The following is a 19,877-nucleotide window of genomic DNA, read 5'->3' on the forward strand; positions in this document are numbered from 1 at the left end:
GGGCCGTTACTCGCTCTCACCCTCCAGCGCCGGCACCGACACGCCGGCAAGCTCTGCCGCCAGCAGCCGCGAAGCGCCGGCCCGCGCGACCCGCAGCATCAGCGCCTTGCGCGTTGCCGCTGCCATGCGGTGCTCGGGCGCATCGCGCAGGATCTCGGCGCCATAGCCGTCGGAAAGGATGAAGCCGCATTCCTGCGGAAAGATTTCCGAGGGCACGCCGGGATGGGTGGCGAAGAAGAAGCGGTCGGAATGCAGCCGGTAGTCGGGCCATTTGCGGTCGACCCTGAAATCCTCGATCGAGGATTTGATCTCGATTATCCAGATATCGCCCTGCCGGGTCAGCGCGACGAGGTCGGCGCGGCGGCCCGTGGCCAGCGACAGCTCGGGCAACACATGTGCGCCCATATCCATGAGCAGCCGCTGTACGCCGCGCCGCACCAGCATGGCGCGTTCGGACTGGCGGCCGTCGATGAGAGGATTGATGGGGATGGGGGAGATGATCGGCATGCCAGGCACCATGCCAGATTCTGTTCACGGTTTGAACCTGTTTTATGTGGGCGCTTTCAGGTAATCGTCGGGCTTCCACTCTTTCATCGCGGGCTACTTCCGCGCGATCCATTCCGCTAAACCGGGCTCAATGTCGTCGCTATCCGTATACTCCCGGATCAAAAGCTCGGCCTCGGCCCGCCATTTGTCCTCTGGAATGTTCTTCTGGATGACGATTTTTATGAACGCGCTGCGCAAAATATCGCAGTCAAAAGCCGATACCGAGCTATCGAACTGAGACATGGCCAACCTCCCATCCATAAGGGCGGGAGCTTAGCGTTACTCTCAACCACCGGTGCGCCGTTAACCCGTAGCCGGTGACCTTGGGATTTTAATACGCTGTGAGGTGGCTTCAATAAGGATTCACTGTACGTTTTTAACCAAGCGGCTGGGCCTCAATTGCCGGCCAATTCGCGCGCTCTAGCTCCCGGCAGGCGGCAACCCCTCAAAGAAGCCGCAGTGGCCGGCGCGGATCATCATTCATCCGGCAACCTGCGCCGGCCATTTTGGCGTTAGGCCTGTCAAATATATAACCGCCTTTATGTAGGCGATCGTGTAGTTGTCGGACCTCAATGAACGCCCGTTTTGGACAGCAGGTTTAAAACCAGCACTCCAGCCAAGATCAGGCCCATGCCGACAAAACCTGCCACGTCGGGCCGTTGCCCGTAGACAATCCAAGCGACCAGCGCGACCAGAACAATGCCGCCGCCCGCCCATACTGCATAGGCAACGCCGACCGGTATGCGGTCCAGCACCTGGGACAGAAAGAAAAACGCCGTGGCGTAACCGAGCAGCACCAACATCGACGGGCCAAGCCTGGTGAAGCCTTCCGAGGCCTTCATCGCGCTGGTCGCGATGACCTCACCGACAATAGCCAGGGCAAGAATGGCATAAGCTGGCATTCGATGAACCTCCAGTGGCGGGAGGCATCTAATGATCAGAACGCTACGATGGCGTCACGTTCACTTCCCGTGATCGTGCCTCGCCGCGAGCGGCGCAGGGTCTCGTCGATTGCAAGGGCGCGCGCCTGTCCGATGAGGCCACCCAGCTACACTCCGGGCTGCGTCGCTCCTGTTAATTAGCTAGAGAGAATATAAGTGAAAGGTGATATTTTCGAAGCAGCCGGGGCTCCCCCAATACACCCCGCTCCGGTCAGGCCCGGTGGCGGTCCACCCAAAGGAAGGCTACCGGGCCGATCCCTGCAACCAACCGGTGACCCGCTCGTTGACCCATGCCGGGTTGATCCCCCGGCACTCCAGGACCTGCCCGCTGCCGAGGGGCGGCGGGCCTTTTTTACCGATTGGGTTCAAGCCTGCAGCGATAGCGAAGGCGTCGGCGGACTCCGGGACCTTCGCGTTGCAGGTCTCGTCAGAAGTGGATCCAGAAGGATCTGCGGAAACACCTGCGGCGCCAGGAACCGTGGCGCCAATAGCGACGGCAAACCCGCCTCCACCCGCGTCGACGACGGCGGCGGTGCCACCTGCGGTGCCGCACGAACTCGACGCCGTCCTGGACATCGGGACCATCCGGGTCGAGAATGTCGTCGGACGGTTTGTCGAGCTCATCGAGAATGCCGGGCCCCGTATTGGGGATGCCGGCCAAGGCGGTGGCAGGACGCGCGATTGCGACGACGGTCGCAGCCCCTGCCAGCCCAAGCATTCCAGTCAGAAACAATCGCCGATCCATGCCAATCTCCATCGTTGATCATTGCAACAAGGGAAGACATAGCGCGTCAGATTGACGCGCCCAGATGCCGAAGAAAATTGGATCAATCGCTCTGCCGTGCCGGCGGTGGGCCTATTTAGCGATCTCTGACAATCCACGCGGCCAAATGCGCCTGTTCCCGGGGATCATTCCTCCGACAAGCCGGTCGCCGTTGCGTCCGTTTCGATGCTCACCGGCACGCCCTGGCGCAGGGAGTTGCTGACCGTGGAAATCGCCGCGGCCCTTGTGATGATCTCCGCCGGGTCGGAGCCGTCCAGCGTCGTGCAGGAAACCGTCATGGTTGACGAAGTCGCGAGCAAAGGCTTGCCTTCGAGGTTCAGCGTCACGGTCACGGCGATCTTGTTGAGCGTTATGCCCATTTCCTCGGCAACGTAGCGAAGGTCGTTCAGAAGCAGCCGCCGATCGCCAGGGCGAGCAGCTGGCCGCCATTGAAGCCCAGGCCCATGCCGCCGGCCTTGCCTTCGGGCCGGTCGACGATGATCGTGTGGCCGCCGACCCAGCCCATGGCCGCCTGCGTGCCCCCCATATTGCGCAGTTCGACGCTCATCGAGACCATTTGTGGACGTCCTCCCGGCAGGAGTCGACCAGGCGTCGGGCCTCGTCGACGTAGGGTCATTATGCAGCCGCAGAGGTGCCCCTGTCGCTGAGCAACGCCGCTCCCGCCATGTCATCAAGGATCGGACAATCCGGCCTTTCGTCGCCGTGGCAGGCATGGATCAGTTTCTGCAGCGTCGAGCGCATCGACTGCAACTCGCGCACTTTCTCCTCGATCGCCGTGACATGGGCGGCGGCGATTTCGCGCACGTTGTGGCTGGCGCGGCTGCGATCCTGGTAAAGCGCCATCAACTGGCGGCAATCGTCGATGGAAAAGCCGAGATTGCGCGCGCGGCGCAGGAAGGCCAGCCGATGGATGTCGTCTCCGGAATAATCGCGGTAGCCGTTGGCGGCCCGCGCCGGGGCGATCAGGCCGATCTCTTCATAGTAGCGGATAGTCTTGGCCGGCAGGCCGGAGCGGTGGGCGGCGTCACCGACATTCATGACGGTTCTCCTCGATTTCCAGGAGCCCATGGAGCAGGCCCATTGAATTTGCTTCACAATCCTGTGAGTCCTGTTGCCAAAATGCCATAGTGATACGCTTACCGGTACGTCAAGGCAGGCATATAGGCATCGCGCGCTTGGCAAGCAAAGCAAATGCCAGCATGAATGACGATGAGAGAGCGGCCGACTCGTGCCGCCGAATTTGGGCGGGGCACCGGATCACCTGATGCGCATGAAGTCGTTTGCAATCATCGCCGCACTGGCGCTCTCCACTGCTATCGCCGGTTGCAGCACCATCGGCTCGCAGATCTTCTCCAACGACTACGGCGCGGTCACCGACGCCGGTTATCAGCTACCGCGCATCCCGATCGAGAAAGTGCCGATGAAGTACCATCGGCAGGAAGTGAACTACGACAGCCCGGAAAAGCCGGGCACGATCATCGTCGATACGCAGAACAAGTTCCTCTACTTCATCGAGGGCGACGGCAGGGCCATTCGCTACGGCATCGGCGTCGGCCGCGAGGGCTTCGAGTGGCATGGCACCGCCCACATTGCGCTCAAGCGCGAATGGCCGACCTGGACGCCGCCGAGGCAGATGATCCAGCGCCAGCCGGAATTGGAAAAGTTTGCCGGCGGCATGGAGCCGGGCCTGAAGAACCCGCTCGGCGCGCGCGCCATGTACCTGTTCAACAAGGGCGGTGATTCAGGCTATCGCCTGCATGGCAGCCCGGAGTGGAATTCGATCGGCAAGGCTATGTCATCTGGCTGCATCCGCCTAATGAATCAGGACATTATCGACCTCTATGACCGCGCCTCGGTCGGCGCCAAGGTCATCGTTCTCTAGAGGCAGTTTTCGTACGCGGACCGTCTAGGCAACAACGGACGTCCCAAGCAGAAAACCGGGCAATTCGGCCCGGTTTTTTGTTGTTTGCCTCTAATGCGTCGAGAAGGAGGTCTCTACGAGACCTGCTCGACCTGCTGCACTTCCGGCACGAAATGGCGCAGAAGGTTCTGGATGCCGTGCTTCAGCGTCGCCGTCGAGGACGGGCAGCCGGCGCAGGCGCCCTTCATGTGCAGGAACACCGTGCCGTTCTCGAAGCCGCGGAAAGTGATGTCGCCGCCATCCTGGGCGACCGCGGGGCGCACCCGTGTATCGAGCAGTTCCTTGATGGTGATGACCAACTCCTCGTCGGCCTTGTCGTAGAACTCACCGGTCTGGCTGGTCTCGGCGGCCGGGCCGGCTTTGGCCATGACGGGCGCGCCGGACATGAAATGCTCCATGATGGCGCCGAGGATCGCCGGCTTCAAATGCTGCCAGTCGGGGCCATCCTTGGTCACGGTGATGAAGTCATAACCGAAGAAAACGCCGGTGACGCCAGGAATTTCGAACAGCCGGCCGGCCAGCGGCGAGGCGACGGCGGCACTGTCGGCATCGCGGAAATCGGCGGTGCCTTCCAGAAGCACTTCCTTGCCGGGCAGGAATTTCAGCGTCGCCGGGTTTGGCGTCGATTCAGTCTGGATGAACATGGCCGTCTCCGTGCCCGTTTGGGCATCTAGTTTGGAACAATTCTAAATAGGCTCAATTGGCTGGACATTCAAGCGAAACGCATCGCCGGAACAGCTCGCTGGCGGAATGTTTTTTCGCGCCCAAAATCGGACCGGCATCACCTGAAGAGCAAAATCTCAGGCCAGGCTGTCTATTTCCTCGTCCGACAGGTTCTGCGGCACCACAGTCACTGGGATCGGGAAGGCGGCCCCCTTGCCGGCCACGGCGCCGACAAGCGGCCCAGGGCCTTCCTTGCCCGCACCGGCGGCCAGCACCAGGATGGCGATGTCCTGGTCTTCCTCGATCAATTTGTGGATCTCTTCCGTCGGCTTGCCTTCGCGCACCACCATCTCGGGCTCGATGCCGAGCTTCTGGCGCACCTTGTTGGCATAGCTGTCGAGTGCGGCGCGCGCCGTGGCGTTGGCTTCCTCGCGCATGATCTTCTCGACACCCAGCCAATGCTGGAAATCGTCCGGCACGATGACATAGAGCAGGACCAGCGTGCCGCTGGTGCTCTGCGCCCGTTTCGAGGCATAGGCGACGGCGCGCTCGCATTCCGGCGTGTCGTCGATGATCGTCAGGAATTTCCTGCGATGGCCGGCTTCGCGGCTGAGGCGTTTGGAGACCATGTCTATCTACTCGGTGTCGTGCGGCCGCAATCTGCCACTGCGGGGGACCGGCGGCAAGCCGCCGGCCTTGTGCCAGTGCACCCGATGTCGCGATCAGCCCTGCAGCAGGCCGATAATGTCGCGCACCGTCTTCATCGTCGCTTCGGCCAGCAAGCCGGCGCGCTCGCCGCCATCCTTGAGCACCGCGTCGACATAGGCGCGGTCATCCGAAATGCGGCGCATCTCGCTGGCGATCGGCGCCAGTTTTTCCACTGCAAGATCGGCCAAGGCCGGCTTGAACACGGAAAACTGCTGGCCGGCGAATTCCTTGAGTACATCCGCCTTCGACATCTCGGCGAGACCCGCATAGATGCCGACCAGGTTCTCCGCCTCGGGTCGGCCGGCCAGGCCGTCCGGCTCGCTCGGCAACGCTTCCGGGTCGGTTTTGGCCTTGCGGATCTTCTTCGAGATCTCGTCGGCATCGTCGGTCAGGTTGATGCGCGACAGATCCGACGGGTCGGATTTGGACATTTTCTTGGAGCCGTCGCGCAGCGACATGATGCGCGCCGCCGGCCCACCGATGACCGGCTCGGTCAGCGGGAAATAGCCGTTCACGGTCTCTTCGCCGACCTGCATCTCGACGCCGATGCCAAGGGCCGCGATGCGGTCGGAGAAGTCGTTGTTGAATTTCTGCGCGATGTCGCGTGTGAGTTCCAGATGCTGCTTTTGGTCCTCGCCCACCGGCACGTGGGTGGCACGGTAGAGCAGGATGTCGGCAGCCATCAGCGAAGGATAGGCTAGCAGGCCGAGCGACGCGTTCTCGCGGTCCTTGCCGGCCTTGTCCTTGAACTGCGTCATACGGTTCATCCAGCCGATGCGCGCCACGCAATTGAAGATCCAGGCAAGCTCGGCGTGCTGCATGACCCGCGACTGATTGAAGACGATGTGCTTCTTCGGGTCGATGCCCGAGGCCAGGAACGCAGCGGTGATCGACCGCGTCTGATCGGCTAGGTCTTCATAAACGAGTTGGGCTGTCAGCGAATGCAGGTCGACGACGCAATAGATGCAATCGGAGGTGTCCTGCAGGGCGACGAATTTCTTGATGGCGCCGAGATAGTTGCCGAGGTGCAGATTGCCGGTCGGCTGGACACCGGAAAAGACGAGTGGCTTGAAGGCGGTCATGATTGTCCTCATGGCTTGTGGAGGGCCGTATAAGCGTGATTCCGAAAAGTTGCAGACTTTTCGGAGCCAATCACGCGGCTGGAAACCGCGCGCGGCGAAAGTCTTGCGACGGCGCGCTTATGGACGAGAGCGGTGAGAGGATCAAGAGGCCATTGGGCCTTGGAGCAGACTATAAGGAACAGGGACAAGAAACCGGGAGTGTCTCGGTTTGAAGTTTGAAATATGCGAAAGCACCCATATGCTTCGCGGAAAGCAGGGGCCGGAGACTTGGCGCGAGTTTGGAAGATTGTACGCCACGGGGCGCCCGATCAATGGGAGGATTCCATCCCAGAGAAGTCGCTGGCCGAAGGGCAATTAGTCGTGCTTCTATCGCGGCTAGCCGCGAGCCATCTGCCACTCGTCGCCACGACCCCATTACCACGAAACGCTCCGCGGTTCACTACGTCGCTCACTGTCAAAAACGACCGCTTTGGCAACAAGCACTTCATCATGTACGCGAGCGGCAGCCGGGTGCATTACATAGCGACCTTGGAGGAGACGCCTTGAATGCCCACCGGATCTGAAGGTCAGAAGCGCCCCGCCGGCGTGGTCGGTATGCAAGAGGCACTGCAGCGCAGGCGCAGCCGCGAGACGCCGCTGGAGACCGCGGCACGGCTTCGGGCCGAACTCGGAATTGAACTGAGGGGGCAGGCGCGCAACACCTTGCCACCCTCCGTCTATGACGAATTGTCTGGAGAAGACTAATGTTTGTCGAAGCAGCCGCTATCGTCGCAATGAGGGGTGGGACATTGCAATAAATTCCGGCTCACGGATCTGGAGACTGTTCCCTAGTCGGCGGCGATCCTTTCCGTCCGACATTGCGCCGGATCATCCCGAAATCGGCGCCGCCGGTGGCAAACGCGGTGATGAAATAAAGCAGCGCCCCACCGGCAACCAGCGACAGCAGCGTCGCCGCCTTGACCACCAGCGGCGAGCCCGGCCCAAGCCTGATGGCGAACCAGTGTTCGGCAAAATAGAGCGCAGCGCCCATCACCACGGCGGACAGCACCAGACGTGGAATGCGCTTCATCAGCGGTACGTCGCGGCCCCAATGGCCGCGCCGGATCAAGACGCCGAGCAGCATCACCGCGTTGACCCAGCCGGCGACGGCCGAGGCCACCGCAATGCCGGGCGCCCCCATCCGTGGAAACAGCGTCAGCGCCGTGGTGACGTTCACCGCCACCGAGATGGCGGCAAAGATCATCGGCGTGCGCGTATCCTCACGGGCGAAATAGCCTGGGGTGAACGCCTTGATCAGCACGAAGGCCGGCAGGCCGAGGCCGAAGATGGCCAGGATCGCCGCCACCGTCGGCGTCGATCCGTTGGCGGCGAACGCGCCGCGCTCATAGACCAGCCGCACGATCGGCTCAGACATCACCCAGAGTGCCGCGGCTGCCGGCAAGGTCAGGAACAGCGTGAACTCGACCGAGCGGTTCTGCAGATTGGCCGCCTCGATCAGATTGCCCGACTTCAGCGCCCGCGACAGTTCGGGCAACAGCACGATCGCCACCGCAACACCGACCACGCCGAGCGGCAACTGGTAGATGCGGTCGGCATAGGCGAGCGAGGACACCGCGCTGTTCTGCGCCGAGGCGATCGCCGTACCGATCAGCTGGTTGATCTGGGTGATGCCGCCGGTGATGGCCGCCGGCAGCGCCAGGATCAGCAGCCGCTTGACCGCGGGCGTCATTTTGGGACGGCGAAAGCCGATCGAGATGCCGGCATGGCGCACCGCCACCCAGACGATCGCCAACTGCACCAGTCCGGCGGCAAGCACGCCCCAGGACAGCCCGTAGCCGACTGTGAGGGCATCCGAGCCCTTGTACCAGGCATAGGCGAGCACGCCGATCAGGATGATGTTGAGGAACACCGGTGCCACCGCGGCGGCGAAATAGCGGCGCAGCGAATTCAGCATGCCCGCCATCATGGCACCCAGCGACATGCAGATCAGATAGGGAAACATGATCGTCGCCAGCGTCACCGTGGTGTCGAACTTCCCCGGCGTGCCGGCAAAACCCGGCGCCACCAGATAGCGCACGATCAGCGGCATCGACAGTTCCATGATGATCGTCAGCGCCAGCAGCGCCGTGAACAGCACGCCGAACACTTCCTCGGAAAAGCGCTTGGCGCCGTCGGTACCGTGGGTCTCGATCTCCTTGGCGAATAGCGGCACGAAGGCGGCGTTGAAGGCCCCCTCGGCAAACAGCCGGCGAAAGGTGTTGGGAAACTGGAAAGCGGCGTTGAAGGCATCGGCAACCGGTCCGGTTCCGAGTGCAGCAGCCATCAGCATCTCGCGGCCGAAACCGAGCGCGCGGCTCATCAGCGTGCCGGAAGCGACCGTTGCGAATTTCTTGACGAGGCTCATGCTTTTGGGAACTGCCTGCGCAATTGGGACAAAGTGATGGTCGTTGTCACTCGGCCGCCGCCCTGGGCTTGCCGCCGCGTTCGGGCACGATGCCTTCGAGCGTTGCCATCAGCCGATTGCGGATGGTGGCGATGCGGGCCGGGCTATCTATCTTCTGGCCAGTGAGATCGGTGACATAGAAGGTGTCGATGACCTTTTCGCCGAAGGTGGTGATGTGGGCCGATGCGATGTCGAGCGACAGGTCGGAAAGCGTTCCGGTGATCTCCGACAGCAGTCCCGGCCGGTCGAGGCCCTCGACCTCGATGACCGAAAAACGGTTTGACAGCGTGTTGCGGATTTCGGCACGCGGTGGGATCTTGAACACCTTGGAGCCGCGCCGCGGCTTGGTGCGCTTCTCGATCATTTCCGGCAGCCAGCTCTTGCCCGACAGCACGTCCTCGATCAGCCGGCCGACACGCTCGGCACGCCGGCGCTCGTCCTCGTCGCGATCGAATTCTCTGCTGATCAGGATCGTGTCGAGCGCGCGGCCATCCGACGTCGTGAAGATCTGCGCGTCGACAATGTTGCCGCCGGCTCCGGCGCAAGCCCCGGCGATGACCGAGAGCAGGCGGGGGTGGTCCTGCGCCAGCACGGTGATTTCGGTCACCGCCTCGAACTGGTGGGTCTTGACCATGGTGGCAAGCTTGTTGCCTGACACGTCCGCTTCGCGGATGAACTCGGCATGGCGCAACTGGTCTGCGAGATCGACGGTCAAAAGGTAATTCTCGTAGTGTTGGCCGACATAGCGCTTGCGGGCCTTGTCCGGCCAGTCGGCAAGCGCCTCGGCCAGGCGCTCGCGCGCCGCCGCCGTGCGCTGCGCGCGCGACACTTCCGAAAACCCGCCGGTCAGCAGCAATTCGGTCTCGTAGTAGAGCGTGCGCAGCAGCTGGCCCTTCCAGCCGTTCCAGACACCGGGTCCGACGCCCCTGATGTCGCAGACGGTGAGGATCAAAAGCAGCTTCAGCCGCTCGACCGACTGCACGATCGCGGCAAAATCCTCGATGGTCTTGCGGTCGTTGAGGTCGCGGGTCTGCGCCGTCATCGACATCACGAGGTGGTTCTCGACCAGCCAGGCCACGGTTTCGGTATCGGCAGGCGACAGCCCCATATGCGGGCAGATGCGACGGGCGATCCTGGCCCCCGCCTCGGAATGGTCCTCCGGCCTGCCCTTGGCAATGTCGTGCAGCAATACGGCGACATAGAGCGCCTCGCGGCTCTTCTTCAGGCCCGGCATCAGCGTGTGCGAGAGGGGGTGGACCTTTTCGCCGTCGCCGCGCTCGATCTCGGCCAGCACGCCGATGCAGCGGATCAGGTGCTCGTCCACCGTATAGTGGTGGTACATCGAGAACTGCATCATGGCGACGATCTTGCCGAAATCCGGGATCAGCCTGCCGAGCAGTCCGGCTTCGTTCATGCGACGCAGATTGAGTTCGGCATTGCGATCCGAGGTCAATATGTCGAGGAACAGCCGGTTGGCCTCCTCGTCGCGCCGCAGCGACTTGTTGACCAGGCCGAGCGAACGGGTCAGCAGCTTGAGCGCGTCAGGGTGGAATTCCAGACCGTGCTTGTCGGCGAACCAGAACAGCCTGAGCAGATTGACCGGATCGCGCTCGAACACCTGGTCGTCGGCGATGTTGATGCGGTGGTTGTCGACAATGAAATCGGAGGTGCCGGCCAGCTTGCGTTTGCGCCTGGAGAAAGTCAGGAAGATGCGGTTGAAGCCAGGAACGTGCTTGGCCTGCTCCTCCTCGAGCGCCGCGCAGAAGATGCGGGTCAGGTCGCCGACGTCCTTGGCAACGAGGAAGTAGTGCTTCATGAAGCGCTCGACCGCCGACAGGCCGGGGTGTGTGGTGTAGCCGAGCCGTTCGGCGATCTCGCGCTGGATGTCGAAATGCAACCGCTCTTCGGCCTTGCCGGTGAGGAAATGCATGTGGCAGCGTACCGCCCACAGGAAATCCTCCGCCTTCTGGAACTCGCGGTATTCGCCCTCGGTGAAGACGCCCTTGTCGACCAGTTCCTCGCCGGTACGCACCCGATAGAAATATTTGCCGATCCAGAACAGCGTCTGCAGGTCGCGCAGGCCGCCCTTGCCGTCCTTGACGTTGGGCTCGACCAGATAGCGGCTTTCGCCGGCCTTGGCATGGCGGTCATCGCGTTCGGCAAGCTTGGCCTGGACATATTCGGGGCCGGTCGTGCGCACCACCTCATGATCGAACCGCAGCATCAGTTCATCATAGAGCTTTTCCTCGCCCCACAGGAAACGTGCTTCGAGGATCGAGGTGCGAATGGTGACATCGGTGCGCGACAGGCGCAGGCATTCGTCGATGTTACGGGTGGCGTGGCCGACCTTCAGCCCCAGGTCCCACAGCATGTAGAGCATGTATTCGACTGTCTGTTCGCCCCACGGCGTCTGCTTGTAGGGCAGCAGGAACAGAAGGTCGATGTCGGATCCGGGCGCCAGCGTTCCACGGCCGTAGCCGCCGACAGCGACGACGGCCATGCGCTCCGCCGAGGACGGGTTCTTGACCCGGTAGACATGGGTGACGGCGAAATCGTAAAGCGCCCGGATGATCTCGTCCATGAGATGCGACAGCCGCGCCGCGCAGGCGCTGCCGCCGCCATCGTCCATCAGCATTCGTTCGGCAATGGCGCGCCCTTCCGCCAGTCGTCCCTTGAGCAGTTGGAGCACGCCATTGCGCGCGGCCTGCCCTGAGCCATCATCCGCCGTGGCCGCGGTCAGCGCGGTCATCTCGCGGCGCAAGGCTTCGCCGTCGATCAATTCGTCGAGCTTCAGGGAGATTCTTGCCATATATCCAGTCGGCCTTGCCGTTCGGCGGCGTCTATAGCGCGTTTTCGTGGCGCTGGGTATGGGGCGTTGAAAGCCGGTTCAAGACCCGGTTGAGCTTTGGCTCGGATAAGTAAATGGAATAACCATTCTCCGCTTCAGTCGACAGAAATCGACAATGCGCTTGCCTATCCGCCGAGCCTCGGCTTTGACCTTCGCTATGGCTGTCTTTCTGCGTTTCCCGGTCCCGGCGGCGCACTGGATATCCCGCTTTTCCCTGAGCAGGCTTGGCAATTGGAGCGCCCTGTCGCCAAGGAACTGATCTTGCGCGCAGAGCGCAGGAACAAGCTGATAGATTGTCTCGCCTCGCAAAACCGAAAACTCGGGGTTGAAGACAAGGTCGTCGACAGCGATGCCGATCTCCTCGGTGGCCTTGATCAGGTCGAGCGCGGTTTGCCTGGAGATGATGTAGCCGGCGGTTCCTATATGTCCAGCGTCGAGTTTGGATGTGGAAAAGCCGTGACCGATGTCAATGCGCTTGCGTCGGATCACGGTCTTGCAAAAATAGCTTTCGAGCTTGACGACTTCGGCATCGGCTGGAATCCAGTTGCTGTCGCGAAGCAATGCGCCGGCTTTCGCGGCAAAGACGATGTCGTCCTCGAAGATTGCCCCGTAGCGAGCGTCGCCTTGCGCTATGGCGGCCCAGCAGGCCCGGTGACTGAGCAGGCAGGCGATCTCGCCGTCAGTCAATGGCAGCCTGTTCCGATATCCGACATTTTGCGGCAGCTGGTCCAGGTCCGGCCGATCCCGTGCGTCGATGGCCTGAACGCGTTCGAACGGGACGCCGATGCGGGCAAACTCCGCCGTCACACGGGCAAGGCGATCGGGAGACCGATCGAGATTGATGACCAGACGCTTCATTGCCAAAGAAAATCTCACCCCCGGGACGCTCGCTCTCTAGCAGGCGTGGTGTTGCCGCGTGAGACTTTTCTGGGGGAGGATGGACGCGCCGTGGACCGGAGAAGAAAAGTCGAAACAGCCCTTGACCTTCCAGTTACTGGAAGCCCTATCTCCACGTCACACGCCGATAAATCAAGGCATTTTCGAATGACGCATTCCGATCACGATCATCACGCGCATAGTAGCTGCTGCTCGACAAAAGGCGCCGTGCCCACCACGAAGAGCGTCGTCCGCGATCCGGTCTGCGGCATGACTGTCGATCCGGTCGCCGGCAAGCCGACGACCGAGCATGATGGCCATCCCTATCATTTCTGCAGCCAGGGCTGCCGCACGAAATTCGTCGCCGAGCCGGAAAAATTCCTGACGGCCACCGATCCGGTCTGCGGTATGAGCGTCGATCGCGCGACAGCCAGGCACTTTGCCCGCCACGAAGGCCAGGGCTTTTACTTCTGCTCGGCCGCCTGCCAGGCGAAATTCGAGGCGGAGCCGCAAAAATATCTCGGCGACAGGCCGGCACCGCAGCCGATGCCCAAAGGCACGCAATACACCTGCCCGATGCATCCCGAAATCATCCGCGACAAGCCAGGATCCTGCCCGATCTGTGGCATGGCGCTGGAGCCGATGGGCGTGCCGACGGGCGATGAAGGGCCAAATCCCGAGCTGGTCGATTTCACCAGGCGGTTTTGGGTGAGCGCTGTCCTTTCGGTCCCCCTTCTGATCATCGCAATGGCGCCCATGATCGGCTTGATGTTTGAAGGCCTGGTCGAGGACCGGACAAAGGTCTGGATCGAACTGGTCCTGGCAAGTCCGGTGGTGCTTTGGGCCGCCTTTCCCTTCTTCCACCGCGGCTGGGACTCGCTGGTCAACCGCAGCCCCAACATGTGGACGCTGATCTCGCTCGGCGTTGGCGCTGCCTATCTCTACAGCGTCGTCGCCACGCTGTTTCCGGACATTTTCCCGCATCAGTTCCGCGGCCATGGCGGTGCGGTGCCCGTCTATTTCGAGGCTGCCGCCGTCATCGTTGCGCTGGTCTTCCTTGGTCAGGTGCTGGAGCTGCGCGCCCGTGAAAAGACCGGTTCGGCGATCCGCGCCTTGCTCGATCTGGCGCCGAAGACCGCGCGGCTGATTGCCGCCGATGGTTCCGAAAACGACGTGCCCCTCGACGCCGTCAAGGCCGGCGATCGCCTGCGCATACGCCCCGGTGACGCCGTGCCGGTCGATGGCACGGTGCTGGAAGGGCGGTCCTCGATCGACGAATCGATGATCACGGGCGAGCCGTTGCCGGTCGAGAAGGTCGAGGGCGATGCGCTGACCGGCGGCACGCTCAACAAGAATGGTGCGCTGATCATGCGCGCTGAGAAGGTTGGCGCCGAGACGACGCTGGCGCGCATCGTCGAGCTCGTCGCCAAGGCGCAGCGCTCGCGCGCCCCGATTCAAGGGTTGGCCGATCGCGTTTCTTTCTACTTTGTCCCGGCCGTCGTCCTTGTCGCGATTGTCGCTTTCACCGCCTGGGCCGTGTTTGGACCCGAGCCCAGCCTGATCTTTGCCATCGTCTCGGCGGTGTCGGTGCTGATTATCGCTTGCCCCTGTGCGCTCGGCCTTGCCACGCCGATGTCGATCATGACCGCCACCGGGCGCGGAGCGCATGCCGGTGTGCTGATCAAGGAGGCCGCAGCACTCGAACGCTTTGCTTCCGTCGACACGCTGATCGTCGACAAGACGGGGACGCTGACCGAAGGCCGGCCGAAGCTGACCGATGTCGTTGCGGCAAACGGTTTTTCCGAGGAGGAATTGCTGGCGCTTGCCGCCGGTCTGGAGAAGGGGTCGGAGCATCCGCTGGCTGAAGCCATCGTCGACGGCGCCGCTACGCGCGGCGTGACAGTTGCCGAGGCCAGCGCCTTCGAGGCGGTCACCGGCAAGGGCGTGTCCGGTTCGGTCTCGGGAAAGACGGTCGCGCTCGGCAATGCCGCGATGATGGCCGACCTTGGCGTCGACATCGCATCCATCTCGGCCAAGGCCGAGGCGTTGCAACTCGAAGGCAAGACGGCGATGTTCGTCGCTGTCGACAAAAAACTGGCCGGCATCGTCGCCGTCGCCGACCTTATCAAGGCAACGACGGCCGAGGCGATCAAGGCGCTGCATGAAAGCGGCTTGCGGATCATCATGGCAACCGGCGACAATGAACGCACGGCCAACGCGATCGCCAGAAGCCTCGGCATCGACGAGGTCCGCGCCGGCCTGCTGCCGGAACAGAAGGCAGCCCTTGTCGAGGAACTGCGCGCAAAAGGCGCCGGCGTTGCCATGGCCGGCGACGGCGTCAACGACGCACCGGCCCTTGCCGCTGCCGATGTCGGCATCGCCATGGGCACCGGCGCCGATGTCGCCGTCGAAAGCGCCGGTATCACTCTGGTCAAGGGCGACCTCAACGGTATCGTGCGCGCCCGCACGCTGGCGCAGGCGACGATCCGCAACATCCGCCAGAACCTGTTCTTCGCCTTCCTCTACAATGTGCTTGGCGTGCCGGTCGCCGCCGGCGTGCTCTATCCGCTCACCGGCACGCTTCTGTCGCCGATGCTGGCGGCGGCGGCGATGAGCCTGTCTTCGGTGTCGGTGATCGCAAACGCATTGCGGCTGAGAACATTGAAACTCTGACCAAAGCCCCCAAATACGAAACCCACTCAACAGGAGACCATGAATGACCTTGGCCAAAAAACTCGTGCTGCTGCTGATGGCGGCCGGAATGCTGGTTGCCGTCTTCCTCGAAAGTGTTCCGGCGCAAAGTGAGGAGATGAAACACGACATGGGCGCCATGGCGACGGATGCGACCAGCCCCTCGACCGAGGGCTACAAGGCAGCGATGGACAAGATGCATGCCGACATGATGGCATCTGAATATACCGGCAATGCCGATGTCGATTTCGTCAAGGGCATGATCCCGCACCATCAGGGTGCCATCGACATGGCCAAGGTCGAGCTTGCCAACGGCAAGGATCCGGAAATCCGCAAGCTGGCCGAAGGCGTCATCGCCGCGCAGGAAGCCGAGATCAAGCAGATGCAGGCCTGGCTCGCCGCCCATCCGGTGAAGTAAGTCTTCAGCCATCGCCAGCTCGGCGAGAACGCCTCTGGATTTCTCGTCCAGCCTGTGATGCGATCGGCCCAAATGGAGCCCGCCATGCCGCCGACCATCAGAACCACCAAACTGCCCTCAGGCGAAGCCGTTCAGGTGCTTGGCCAGGGCACATGGAAGATGGGCGAGGATATCAGTCGCCGTGCCGATGAGGTGAATGCCCTCAAGCTCGGCCTCGACCTCGGCATCACACTGATCGACACTGCCGAAATGTATGCCAGCGGCGGCGCCGAGGAGGTGGTGGCAGAGGCTATTGCCGGGCGCCGTGACGAGACCTTCCTGGTCTCGAAAGTTCTGCCATCGAACGCTTCGCGCGCGGGCGTGCAGCGCGCCTGCGAAAACAGCCTGAAGCGCCTGCGCACTGACCGCATCGATCTCTATCTGCTGCATTGGCCGGGCAGCGTGCCGCTGGCGGAAACGGTCGCGGCCTTCGAGGCCCTGAAAAAGGCGGGCAAGATCCGTCACTGGGGCGTCAGCAATTTCGACACCGACGAGATGGAAGAGCTGATCGGCTTGTCGGATGGCGGCAATGTCCAGACCAACCAGGTGCTCTACAATCTGGTCCGGCGCGGCCTCGAATTCGACCTGGCGCCGTGGAGCCGGCAGCGCGGCATTCCGCTAATGGCTTATTCGCCGGTCGAGCAGGGCGCGCTGGCGCGCAATGCCAGGCTGGAAGCCATTGCCGCCCGCCACAAGGCCACGGCGGCACAGATCGCCCTGGCCTGGGTGATGCATCAGGAGGGCGTCATCGCCATCCCGAAGGCCAGCAGCCAAGAGCATGTCCGCCAGAACGTCGCGGCGCTCGACATCAAGCTTACGCCGCAGGACATCGCCGATCTCGACCGTGGCTTTCCGCCACCGACGCGCAAACGCGGGCTGGAGATGATTTAGGCGCGCAGATAGCGAAGGCCGCGTTCCGTCACACCCCCCTCTGGCCTGCCGGCCATCTCCCCCGCAAGGGGGAGATAGGCAGCTTCCGCGCTCCGCTCTCCTTGCATGGTGATTGGCGAAAGCCAAGGTGACGTCCGATCTCCCCCCTTGCGGGGGAGATGCCCGGTAGGGCAGAGGGGGGTGCTGTCCCGCCGACCTTTACTGGCTACGCCAGTCCCTTAAGCCGGTAAAGCGCCTCCAGCGCTTCCCTTGGCGTCATCTCGTCGGGATTGATGTCGCCGAGCGCGGCACCCAACGCGTCGCCCTTGGCCGGCTTCGCCGCTTCCCGCTTCACCGCCACCGAAAACAGCGGCAGGTCGTCGACCAGCCGGTTGGTCTTGCCGGAAACCTCGCCTTCCTCCAACTGGTGCAGGACTTCCTTGGCCCGGTCGACCACCGCTTCCGGCAGCCCGGCCAGCCGCGCCACCTGCACACCGTAGGAGCGGTCGGCGGCGCCCTTGCCGACCTCGTGCAGGAAGACGACGTCGTTTTCCCATTCCTTGACCCGCATGGTGACGTTGTGGAGCCGCGCCAGCTTGCCGGCCAGCGAGGTCATTTCGTGAAAGTGAGTAGCGAAGATCGCCCGGCAGCGGTTCTTCTCATGCAGATATTCGACCGCCGCCCAGGCGATCGACAGGCCGTCGAAGGTGGCGGTGCCGCGGCCGATCTCGTCGAGGATCACCAGGGCGCGCTCGCCGGCCTGGTTGAGGATTGCCGCCGTCTCGACCATCTCGACCATGAAGGTCGAGCGGCCGCGCGCCAGATCGTCCGAGGCGCCGACACGCGAGAACAGCCGGTCGACGACGCCGATATGGGCCGAGGTCGCTGGCACGAACGAGCCGGTCTGCGCCAGGATGGCGATCAGCGCGTTTTGCCGCAGGAACGTCGACTTGCCGCCCATGTTGGGGCCGGTCAGAAGCCAGATCGCGCCATTCTTGGCGCTGCCCTCCGGCGACAGGTCGCAATCATTGGCGACGAACGGGCCTTCGCCCGAACGGCGCAAGGCCTGCTCGACCACCGGATGCCGGCCCCCCAAAATGTCGAAAGCAAGGCTCGAATCCACCACCGGCCGGCACCAGGCTTCGCTTTCCGAGAGAAGCGCAAGTGCCGCCGAGACATCGAGCACGGCCAGCGCATCCGCACCGGCGCGGATCTTCTCCGCTTCGCCGACCGCTTCCGCCGTCAGCGCGTCGAAGGCGGCAAGCTCGATGCTGAGCGCCCGGTCGGCGGCGTTGGCGATCTTGGTCTCGAGTTCGGCAAGCTCGGTCGTCGTGAAGCGCATGGCGTTGGCCATGGTCTGGCGGTGGATGAAGCGAGCCTTGGCGCCGTCGCTGCCGGTCATGATCGCGTGGTGATTGGCGGTCACCTCGATGTAGTAGCCAAGCACATTGTTGTGGCGGATCTTCAGCGAGCGGATGCCGGTCTCGTCGATCAGCGAGCGCTCCAGCCCGGCGATCACTTTGCGCGACTCATCGCGCAGCGCCCGCATCTCGTCGAGATCGGGGTGATAGCCGCCGCGAACGAAGCCGCCGTCACGCTTGAGCAGCGGCAGTTCGTCGCCAAGCGCCTGTGTCAGGTGCTGGGCCAGCGCCTGGGGCAGCGCGTGGATGGCAGCGAGTGCCGCCGTCAATTCCCTGGGCAGGGCGGTCGCGGCAAAGATCTCGGCGATCGCGCCGGCAGCCTCGAAACCGGCGCGCAGCGCGCCAAGGTCGCGCGGGCCGCCCCGGTTGAGCGCCAGCCTGGACAGCGCGCGCGGCATGTCGGCGACGCTCTTCAGGCTCGACCGTACCGCCTGGCACAGCCGCGTTTCGGCACGGAAGAACGAAACCGAGTCCAGCCTGCCGCCGATCGCCACCGGGTCGGTCAGTGGCGCCATCAGCCGGTCGGCGAGCAGCCTTGCGCCGCCGCCCGTCACCGTGCGGTCGATCGCCTTGAACAGCGAGCCTTCGCGGCTACCCGACAGAGTGCGTAAGAGTTCCAGATTGCCGCGCGTGGCCGGATCGATGAACAGGGTCGATCCTTGCTCTTCGCGCTCGGGCCGCGATAGCGGCGGGCGCTCCGCCTTCTGCGTCTTCTCGACATAGGCGATGGCGCCGGAGATCGCCGACAGTTCGGCGCGCGAAAAGGCGCCAAAACTATCCGGTGTCGCCACATCGAAGAAGCGGGCGATGCGTCCCGTGGCCGAGGCCGAATCAAACAGCGACGGCGGCTGCGGGCTGGCGACGCGGCCAAGCACGTCGAACACCGGTTTCAACTCCGGATCGTGGAACACCGGCTCGGCGACGATCAGCTCGCGCGGATCGACGCGGAAAATGTCGGCCAAAAGCCGGTCGGCGGTGGTGTCGGTGACGCGGAAGGCGCCCGTCGAGATATCGATCCAGGCCAGCGCAAAGGAGTGGTCCGCTCCGCCTTTCACCCGCCCCAGCGCCATCAGGAAACTCGATTCCGACGGCGCCAGCAATTTGTCCTCGGTGATGGTGCCCGGTGTCACCAGCCGCACCACGTCGCGGCGCACCACCGATTTGCCGCCGCGTTTCTTGGCCTCGGCCGGATCCTCGATCTGTTCGCAGACGGCAACGCGGAAACCCTGGCCGATCAGCTTTTGCAGATAATCGTCGGCGGCATGCACCGGCACGCCGCACATCGGAATGTCGAGCCCTTGATACTTGCCGCGTTTGGTCAGCACGATGCCCAACGCCCGGCTCGCCTTCTCGGCATCGTCGAAGAACAGCTCGTAGAAATCGCCCATGCGATAGAACAGCAGCGAATCGGGGTTCGCCGCCTTGATCTCGATGAATTGCTCGATCATCGGCGTGGCGCCGGCGTGGGCGGTCGGCACCGGCGTCATCGCCTCGGGGGCGTCTGGCTCGTTCGGGCTGTGCATGTTCATGCGCGGCACGCTAGCAGATGTGATGATGCGGTTTAATGCCAGAGCTTCGAAAAACAGGGGACGACGGGACGGCAGCTTGTCCGCAATTGCCGATGCG

Annotated in this window: 18 protein-coding genes; 5 read left to right on the top strand and 13 right to left on the bottom strand. The window is 63.1% G+C overall.

Going from position 1 to position 19,877, the window contains the following annotated elements:
* Positions 1 to 6: 6 nt before the first annotated feature.
* The 6 genes from NKI66_RS12510 to cueR all read right to left on the bottom strand — a co-directional run bounded on the left by NKI66_RS12510 (position 7) and on the right by cueR (position 3,309).
* On the bottom strand, positions 7 to 507 hold the full coding sequence (locus NKI66_RS12510) for an MmcB family DNA repair protein (protein ID WP_023811626.1): 501 nt from the start codon (positions 505 to 507) through the stop codon (positions 7 to 9).
* 93 nt (positions 508 to 600) lie between these two features.
* Complete coding sequence (locus NKI66_RS12515; protein ID WP_127289952.1) at positions 601 to 789, bottom strand: hypothetical protein; 189 nt, start codon at positions 787 to 789, stop codon at positions 601 to 603.
* 326 nt (positions 790 to 1,115) lie between these two features.
* Positions 1,116 to 1,448: an SMR family transporter gene (locus tag NKI66_RS12520; protein ID WP_352673406.1), complete on the bottom strand. Its 333-nt coding sequence runs from the start codon at positions 1,446 to 1,448 to the stop codon at positions 1,116 to 1,118.
* A gap of 948 nt (positions 1,449 to 2,396) precedes the next feature.
* The gene (locus NKI66_RS12525; RefSeq protein ID WP_352751765.1) at positions 2,397 to 2,603 is read right to left on the bottom strand and encodes a hypothetical protein; all 207 of its coding nucleotides are present in this window, start codon (positions 2,601 to 2,603) and stop codon (positions 2,397 to 2,399) included.
* 53 nt (positions 2,604 to 2,656) lie between these two features.
* Positions 2,657 to 2,827, bottom strand: a complete 171-nt coding sequence (locus NKI66_RS12530; protein WP_352751767.1) for a hypothetical protein — start codon at positions 2,825 to 2,827, stop codon at positions 2,657 to 2,659.
* Between the two features lie 59 nt (positions 2,828 to 2,886).
* A complete protein-coding gene (gene cueR / locus NKI66_RS12535; protein ID WP_023811630.1) occupies positions 2,887 to 3,309 on the bottom strand; it encodes a Cu(I)-responsive transcriptional regulator in 423 nt (140 codons plus the stop codon).
* A gap of 226 nt (positions 3,310 to 3,535) precedes the next feature.
* Between cueR and NKI66_RS12540 the strand changes: the two genes are divergently transcribed.
* Positions 3,536 to 4,153: a L,D-transpeptidase gene (locus NKI66_RS12540; protein ID WP_013528066.1), complete on the top strand. Its 618-nt coding sequence runs from the start codon at positions 3,536 to 3,538 to the stop codon at positions 4,151 to 4,153.
* A gap of 113 nt (positions 4,154 to 4,266) precedes the next feature.
* On the opposite strand, the gene NKI66_RS12545 is transcribed toward NKI66_RS12540, so the two are convergent.
* The 3 genes from NKI66_RS12545 to trpS form a co-directional block, all read right to left on the bottom strand.
* Positions 4,267 to 4,836, bottom strand: coding sequence for a NifU family protein (locus NKI66_RS12545; RefSeq protein ID WP_023811631.1), 570 nt, complete (start codon positions 4,834 to 4,836; stop codon positions 4,267 to 4,269).
* 156 nt (positions 4,837 to 4,992) lie between these two features.
* Positions 4,993 to 5,484: a universal stress protein gene (locus tag NKI66_RS12550; RefSeq protein ID WP_013528063.1), complete on the bottom strand. Its 492-nt coding sequence runs from the start codon at positions 5,482 to 5,484 to the stop codon at positions 4,993 to 4,995.
* A 93-nt stretch (positions 5,485 to 5,577) separates the two neighbouring features.
* The gene (gene trpS / locus NKI66_RS12555) at positions 5,578 to 6,645 is read right to left on the bottom strand and encodes a tryptophan--tRNA ligase (protein ID WP_352751769.1); all 1,068 of its coding nucleotides are present in this window, start codon (positions 6,643 to 6,645) and stop codon (positions 5,578 to 5,580) included.
* Positions 6,646 to 7,191: 546 nt separating this feature from the next.
* Between trpS and NKI66_RS12560 the strand changes: the two genes are divergently transcribed.
* A complete protein-coding gene (locus tag NKI66_RS12560) occupies positions 7,192 to 7,389 on the top strand; it encodes a hypothetical protein (RefSeq protein WP_050592693.1) in 198 nt (65 codons plus the stop codon).
* Between the two features lie 61 nt (positions 7,390 to 7,450).
* On the opposite strand, the gene murJ is transcribed toward NKI66_RS12560, so the two are convergent.
* The 3 genes from murJ to NKI66_RS12575 all read right to left on the bottom strand — a co-directional run bounded on the left by murJ (position 7,451) and on the right by NKI66_RS12575 (position 12,794).
* On the bottom strand, positions 7,451 to 9,049 hold the full coding sequence (gene murJ / locus NKI66_RS12565; RefSeq protein WP_352719568.1) for a murein biosynthesis integral membrane protein MurJ: 1,599 nt from the start codon (positions 9,047 to 9,049) through the stop codon (positions 7,451 to 7,453).
* 46 nt (positions 9,050 to 9,095) lie between these two features.
* Positions 9,096 to 11,897 (bottom strand): [protein-PII] uridylyltransferase, encoded by a 2,802-nt coding sequence (locus NKI66_RS12570; protein ID WP_127289968.1) that lies wholly within the window; start codon positions 11,895 to 11,897, stop codon positions 9,096 to 9,098.
* 78 nt (positions 11,898 to 11,975) lie between these two features.
* Entirely contained in the window at positions 11,976 to 12,794 is an 819-nt protein-coding gene (locus NKI66_RS12575) for a glycosyltransferase family 25 protein (protein ID WP_128302885.1), read from the bottom strand.
* 186 nt (positions 12,795 to 12,980) lie between these two features.
* Here NKI66_RS12575 and NKI66_RS12580 point away from each other — a divergent pair, with 186 nt between their 5' ends.
* The 3 genes from NKI66_RS12580 (at position 12,981) to NKI66_RS12590 (ending at position 16,851) form a co-directional block, all read left to right on the top strand.
* The gene (locus tag NKI66_RS12580; RefSeq protein WP_352751771.1) at positions 12,981 to 15,485 is read left to right on the top strand and encodes a heavy metal translocating P-type ATPase; all 2,505 of its coding nucleotides are present in this window, start codon (positions 12,981 to 12,983) and stop codon (positions 15,483 to 15,485) included.
* Between the two features lie 43 nt (positions 15,486 to 15,528).
* Positions 15,529 to 15,921: a CopM family metallochaperone gene (copM, locus tag NKI66_RS12585; protein WP_023811639.1), complete on the top strand. Its 393-nt coding sequence runs from the start codon at positions 15,529 to 15,531 to the stop codon at positions 15,919 to 15,921.
* A gap of 84 nt (positions 15,922 to 16,005) precedes the next feature.
* Entirely contained in the window at positions 16,006 to 16,851 is an 846-nt protein-coding gene (locus NKI66_RS12590; protein WP_023811640.1) for an aldo/keto reductase, read from the top strand.
* A 205-nt stretch (positions 16,852 to 17,056) separates the two neighbouring features.
* Here NKI66_RS12590 and mutS read toward each other — a convergent pair whose 3' ends face one another.
* Complete coding sequence (gene mutS / locus NKI66_RS12595) at positions 17,057 to 19,780, bottom strand: DNA mismatch repair protein MutS (protein ID WP_023811642.1); 2,724 nt, start codon at positions 19,778 to 19,780, stop codon at positions 17,057 to 17,059.
* Between the last annotated feature and the right edge of the window lie 97 nt (positions 19,781 to 19,877).

The organism is Mesorhizobium sp. M0518 (genome assembly GCF_040321125.1).
Classification (GTDB): domain Bacteria; phylum Pseudomonadota; class Alphaproteobacteria; order Rhizobiales; family Rhizobiaceae; genus Mesorhizobium.

Excerpts from the sequence above, each read along its gene's own strand:
- murJ (WP_352719568.1), bottom strand. The coding sequence starts at position 9,049 with ATGAGCCTCGTCAAGAAATTCGCAACGGTCGCTTCCGGCACGCTGATG.
- NKI66_RS12515 (WP_127289952.1), bottom strand. The coding sequence starts at position 789 with ATGTCTCAGTTCGATAGCTCGGTATCGGCTTTTGACTGCGATATTTTG.
- NKI66_RS12510 (WP_023811626.1), bottom strand. The coding sequence starts at position 507 with ATGCCGATCATCTCCCCCATCCCCATCAATCCTCTCATCGACGGCCGC.
- NKI66_RS12520 (WP_352673406.1), bottom strand. The coding sequence starts at position 1,448 with ATGCCAGCTTATGCCATTCTTGCCCTGGCTATTGTCGGTGAGGTCATC.
- NKI66_RS12580 (WP_352751771.1), top strand. The coding sequence starts at position 12,981 with ATGACGCATTCCGATCACGATCATCACGCGCATAGTAGCTGCTGCTCG.
- mutS (WP_023811642.1), bottom strand. The coding sequence starts at position 19,780 with ATGAACATGCACAGCCCGAACGAGCCAGACGCCCCCGAGGCGATGACG.
- cueR (WP_023811630.1), bottom strand. The coding sequence starts at position 3,309 with ATGAATGTCGGTGACGCCGCCCACCGCTCCGGCCTGCCGGCCAAGACT.
- NKI66_RS12575 (WP_128302885.1), bottom strand. The coding sequence starts at position 12,794 with ATGAAGCGTCTGGTCATCAATCTCGATCGGTCTCCCGATCGCCTTGCC.
- NKI66_RS12550 (WP_013528063.1), bottom strand. The coding sequence starts at position 5,484 with ATGGTCTCCAAACGCCTCAGCCGCGAAGCCGGCCATCGCAGGAAATTC.
- NKI66_RS12560 (WP_050592693.1), top strand. The coding sequence starts at position 7,192 with ATGCCCACCGGATCTGAAGGTCAGAAGCGCCCCGCCGGCGTGGTCGGT.
- NKI66_RS12540 (WP_013528066.1), top strand. The coding sequence starts at position 3,536 with ATGCGCATGAAGTCGTTTGCAATCATCGCCGCACTGGCGCTCTCCACT.
- NKI66_RS12570 (WP_127289968.1), bottom strand. The coding sequence starts at position 11,897 with ATGGCAAGAATCTCCCTGAAGCTCGACGAATTGATCGACGGCGAAGCC.
- trpS (WP_352751769.1), bottom strand. The coding sequence starts at position 6,645 with ATGACCGCCTTCAAGCCACTCGTCTTTTCCGGTGTCCAGCCGACCGGC.
- copM (WP_023811639.1), top strand. The coding sequence starts at position 15,529 with ATGACCTTGGCCAAAAAACTCGTGCTGCTGCTGATGGCGGCCGGAATG.
- NKI66_RS12530 (WP_352751767.1), bottom strand. The coding sequence starts at position 2,827 with ATGGTCTCGATGAGCGTCGAACTGCGCAATATGGGGGGCACGCAGGCG.
- NKI66_RS12545 (WP_023811631.1), bottom strand. The coding sequence starts at position 4,836 with ATGTTCATCCAGACTGAATCGACGCCAAACCCGGCGACGCTGAAATTC.
- NKI66_RS12590 (WP_023811640.1), top strand. The coding sequence starts at position 16,006 with ATGCCGCCGACCATCAGAACCACCAAACTGCCCTCAGGCGAAGCCGTT.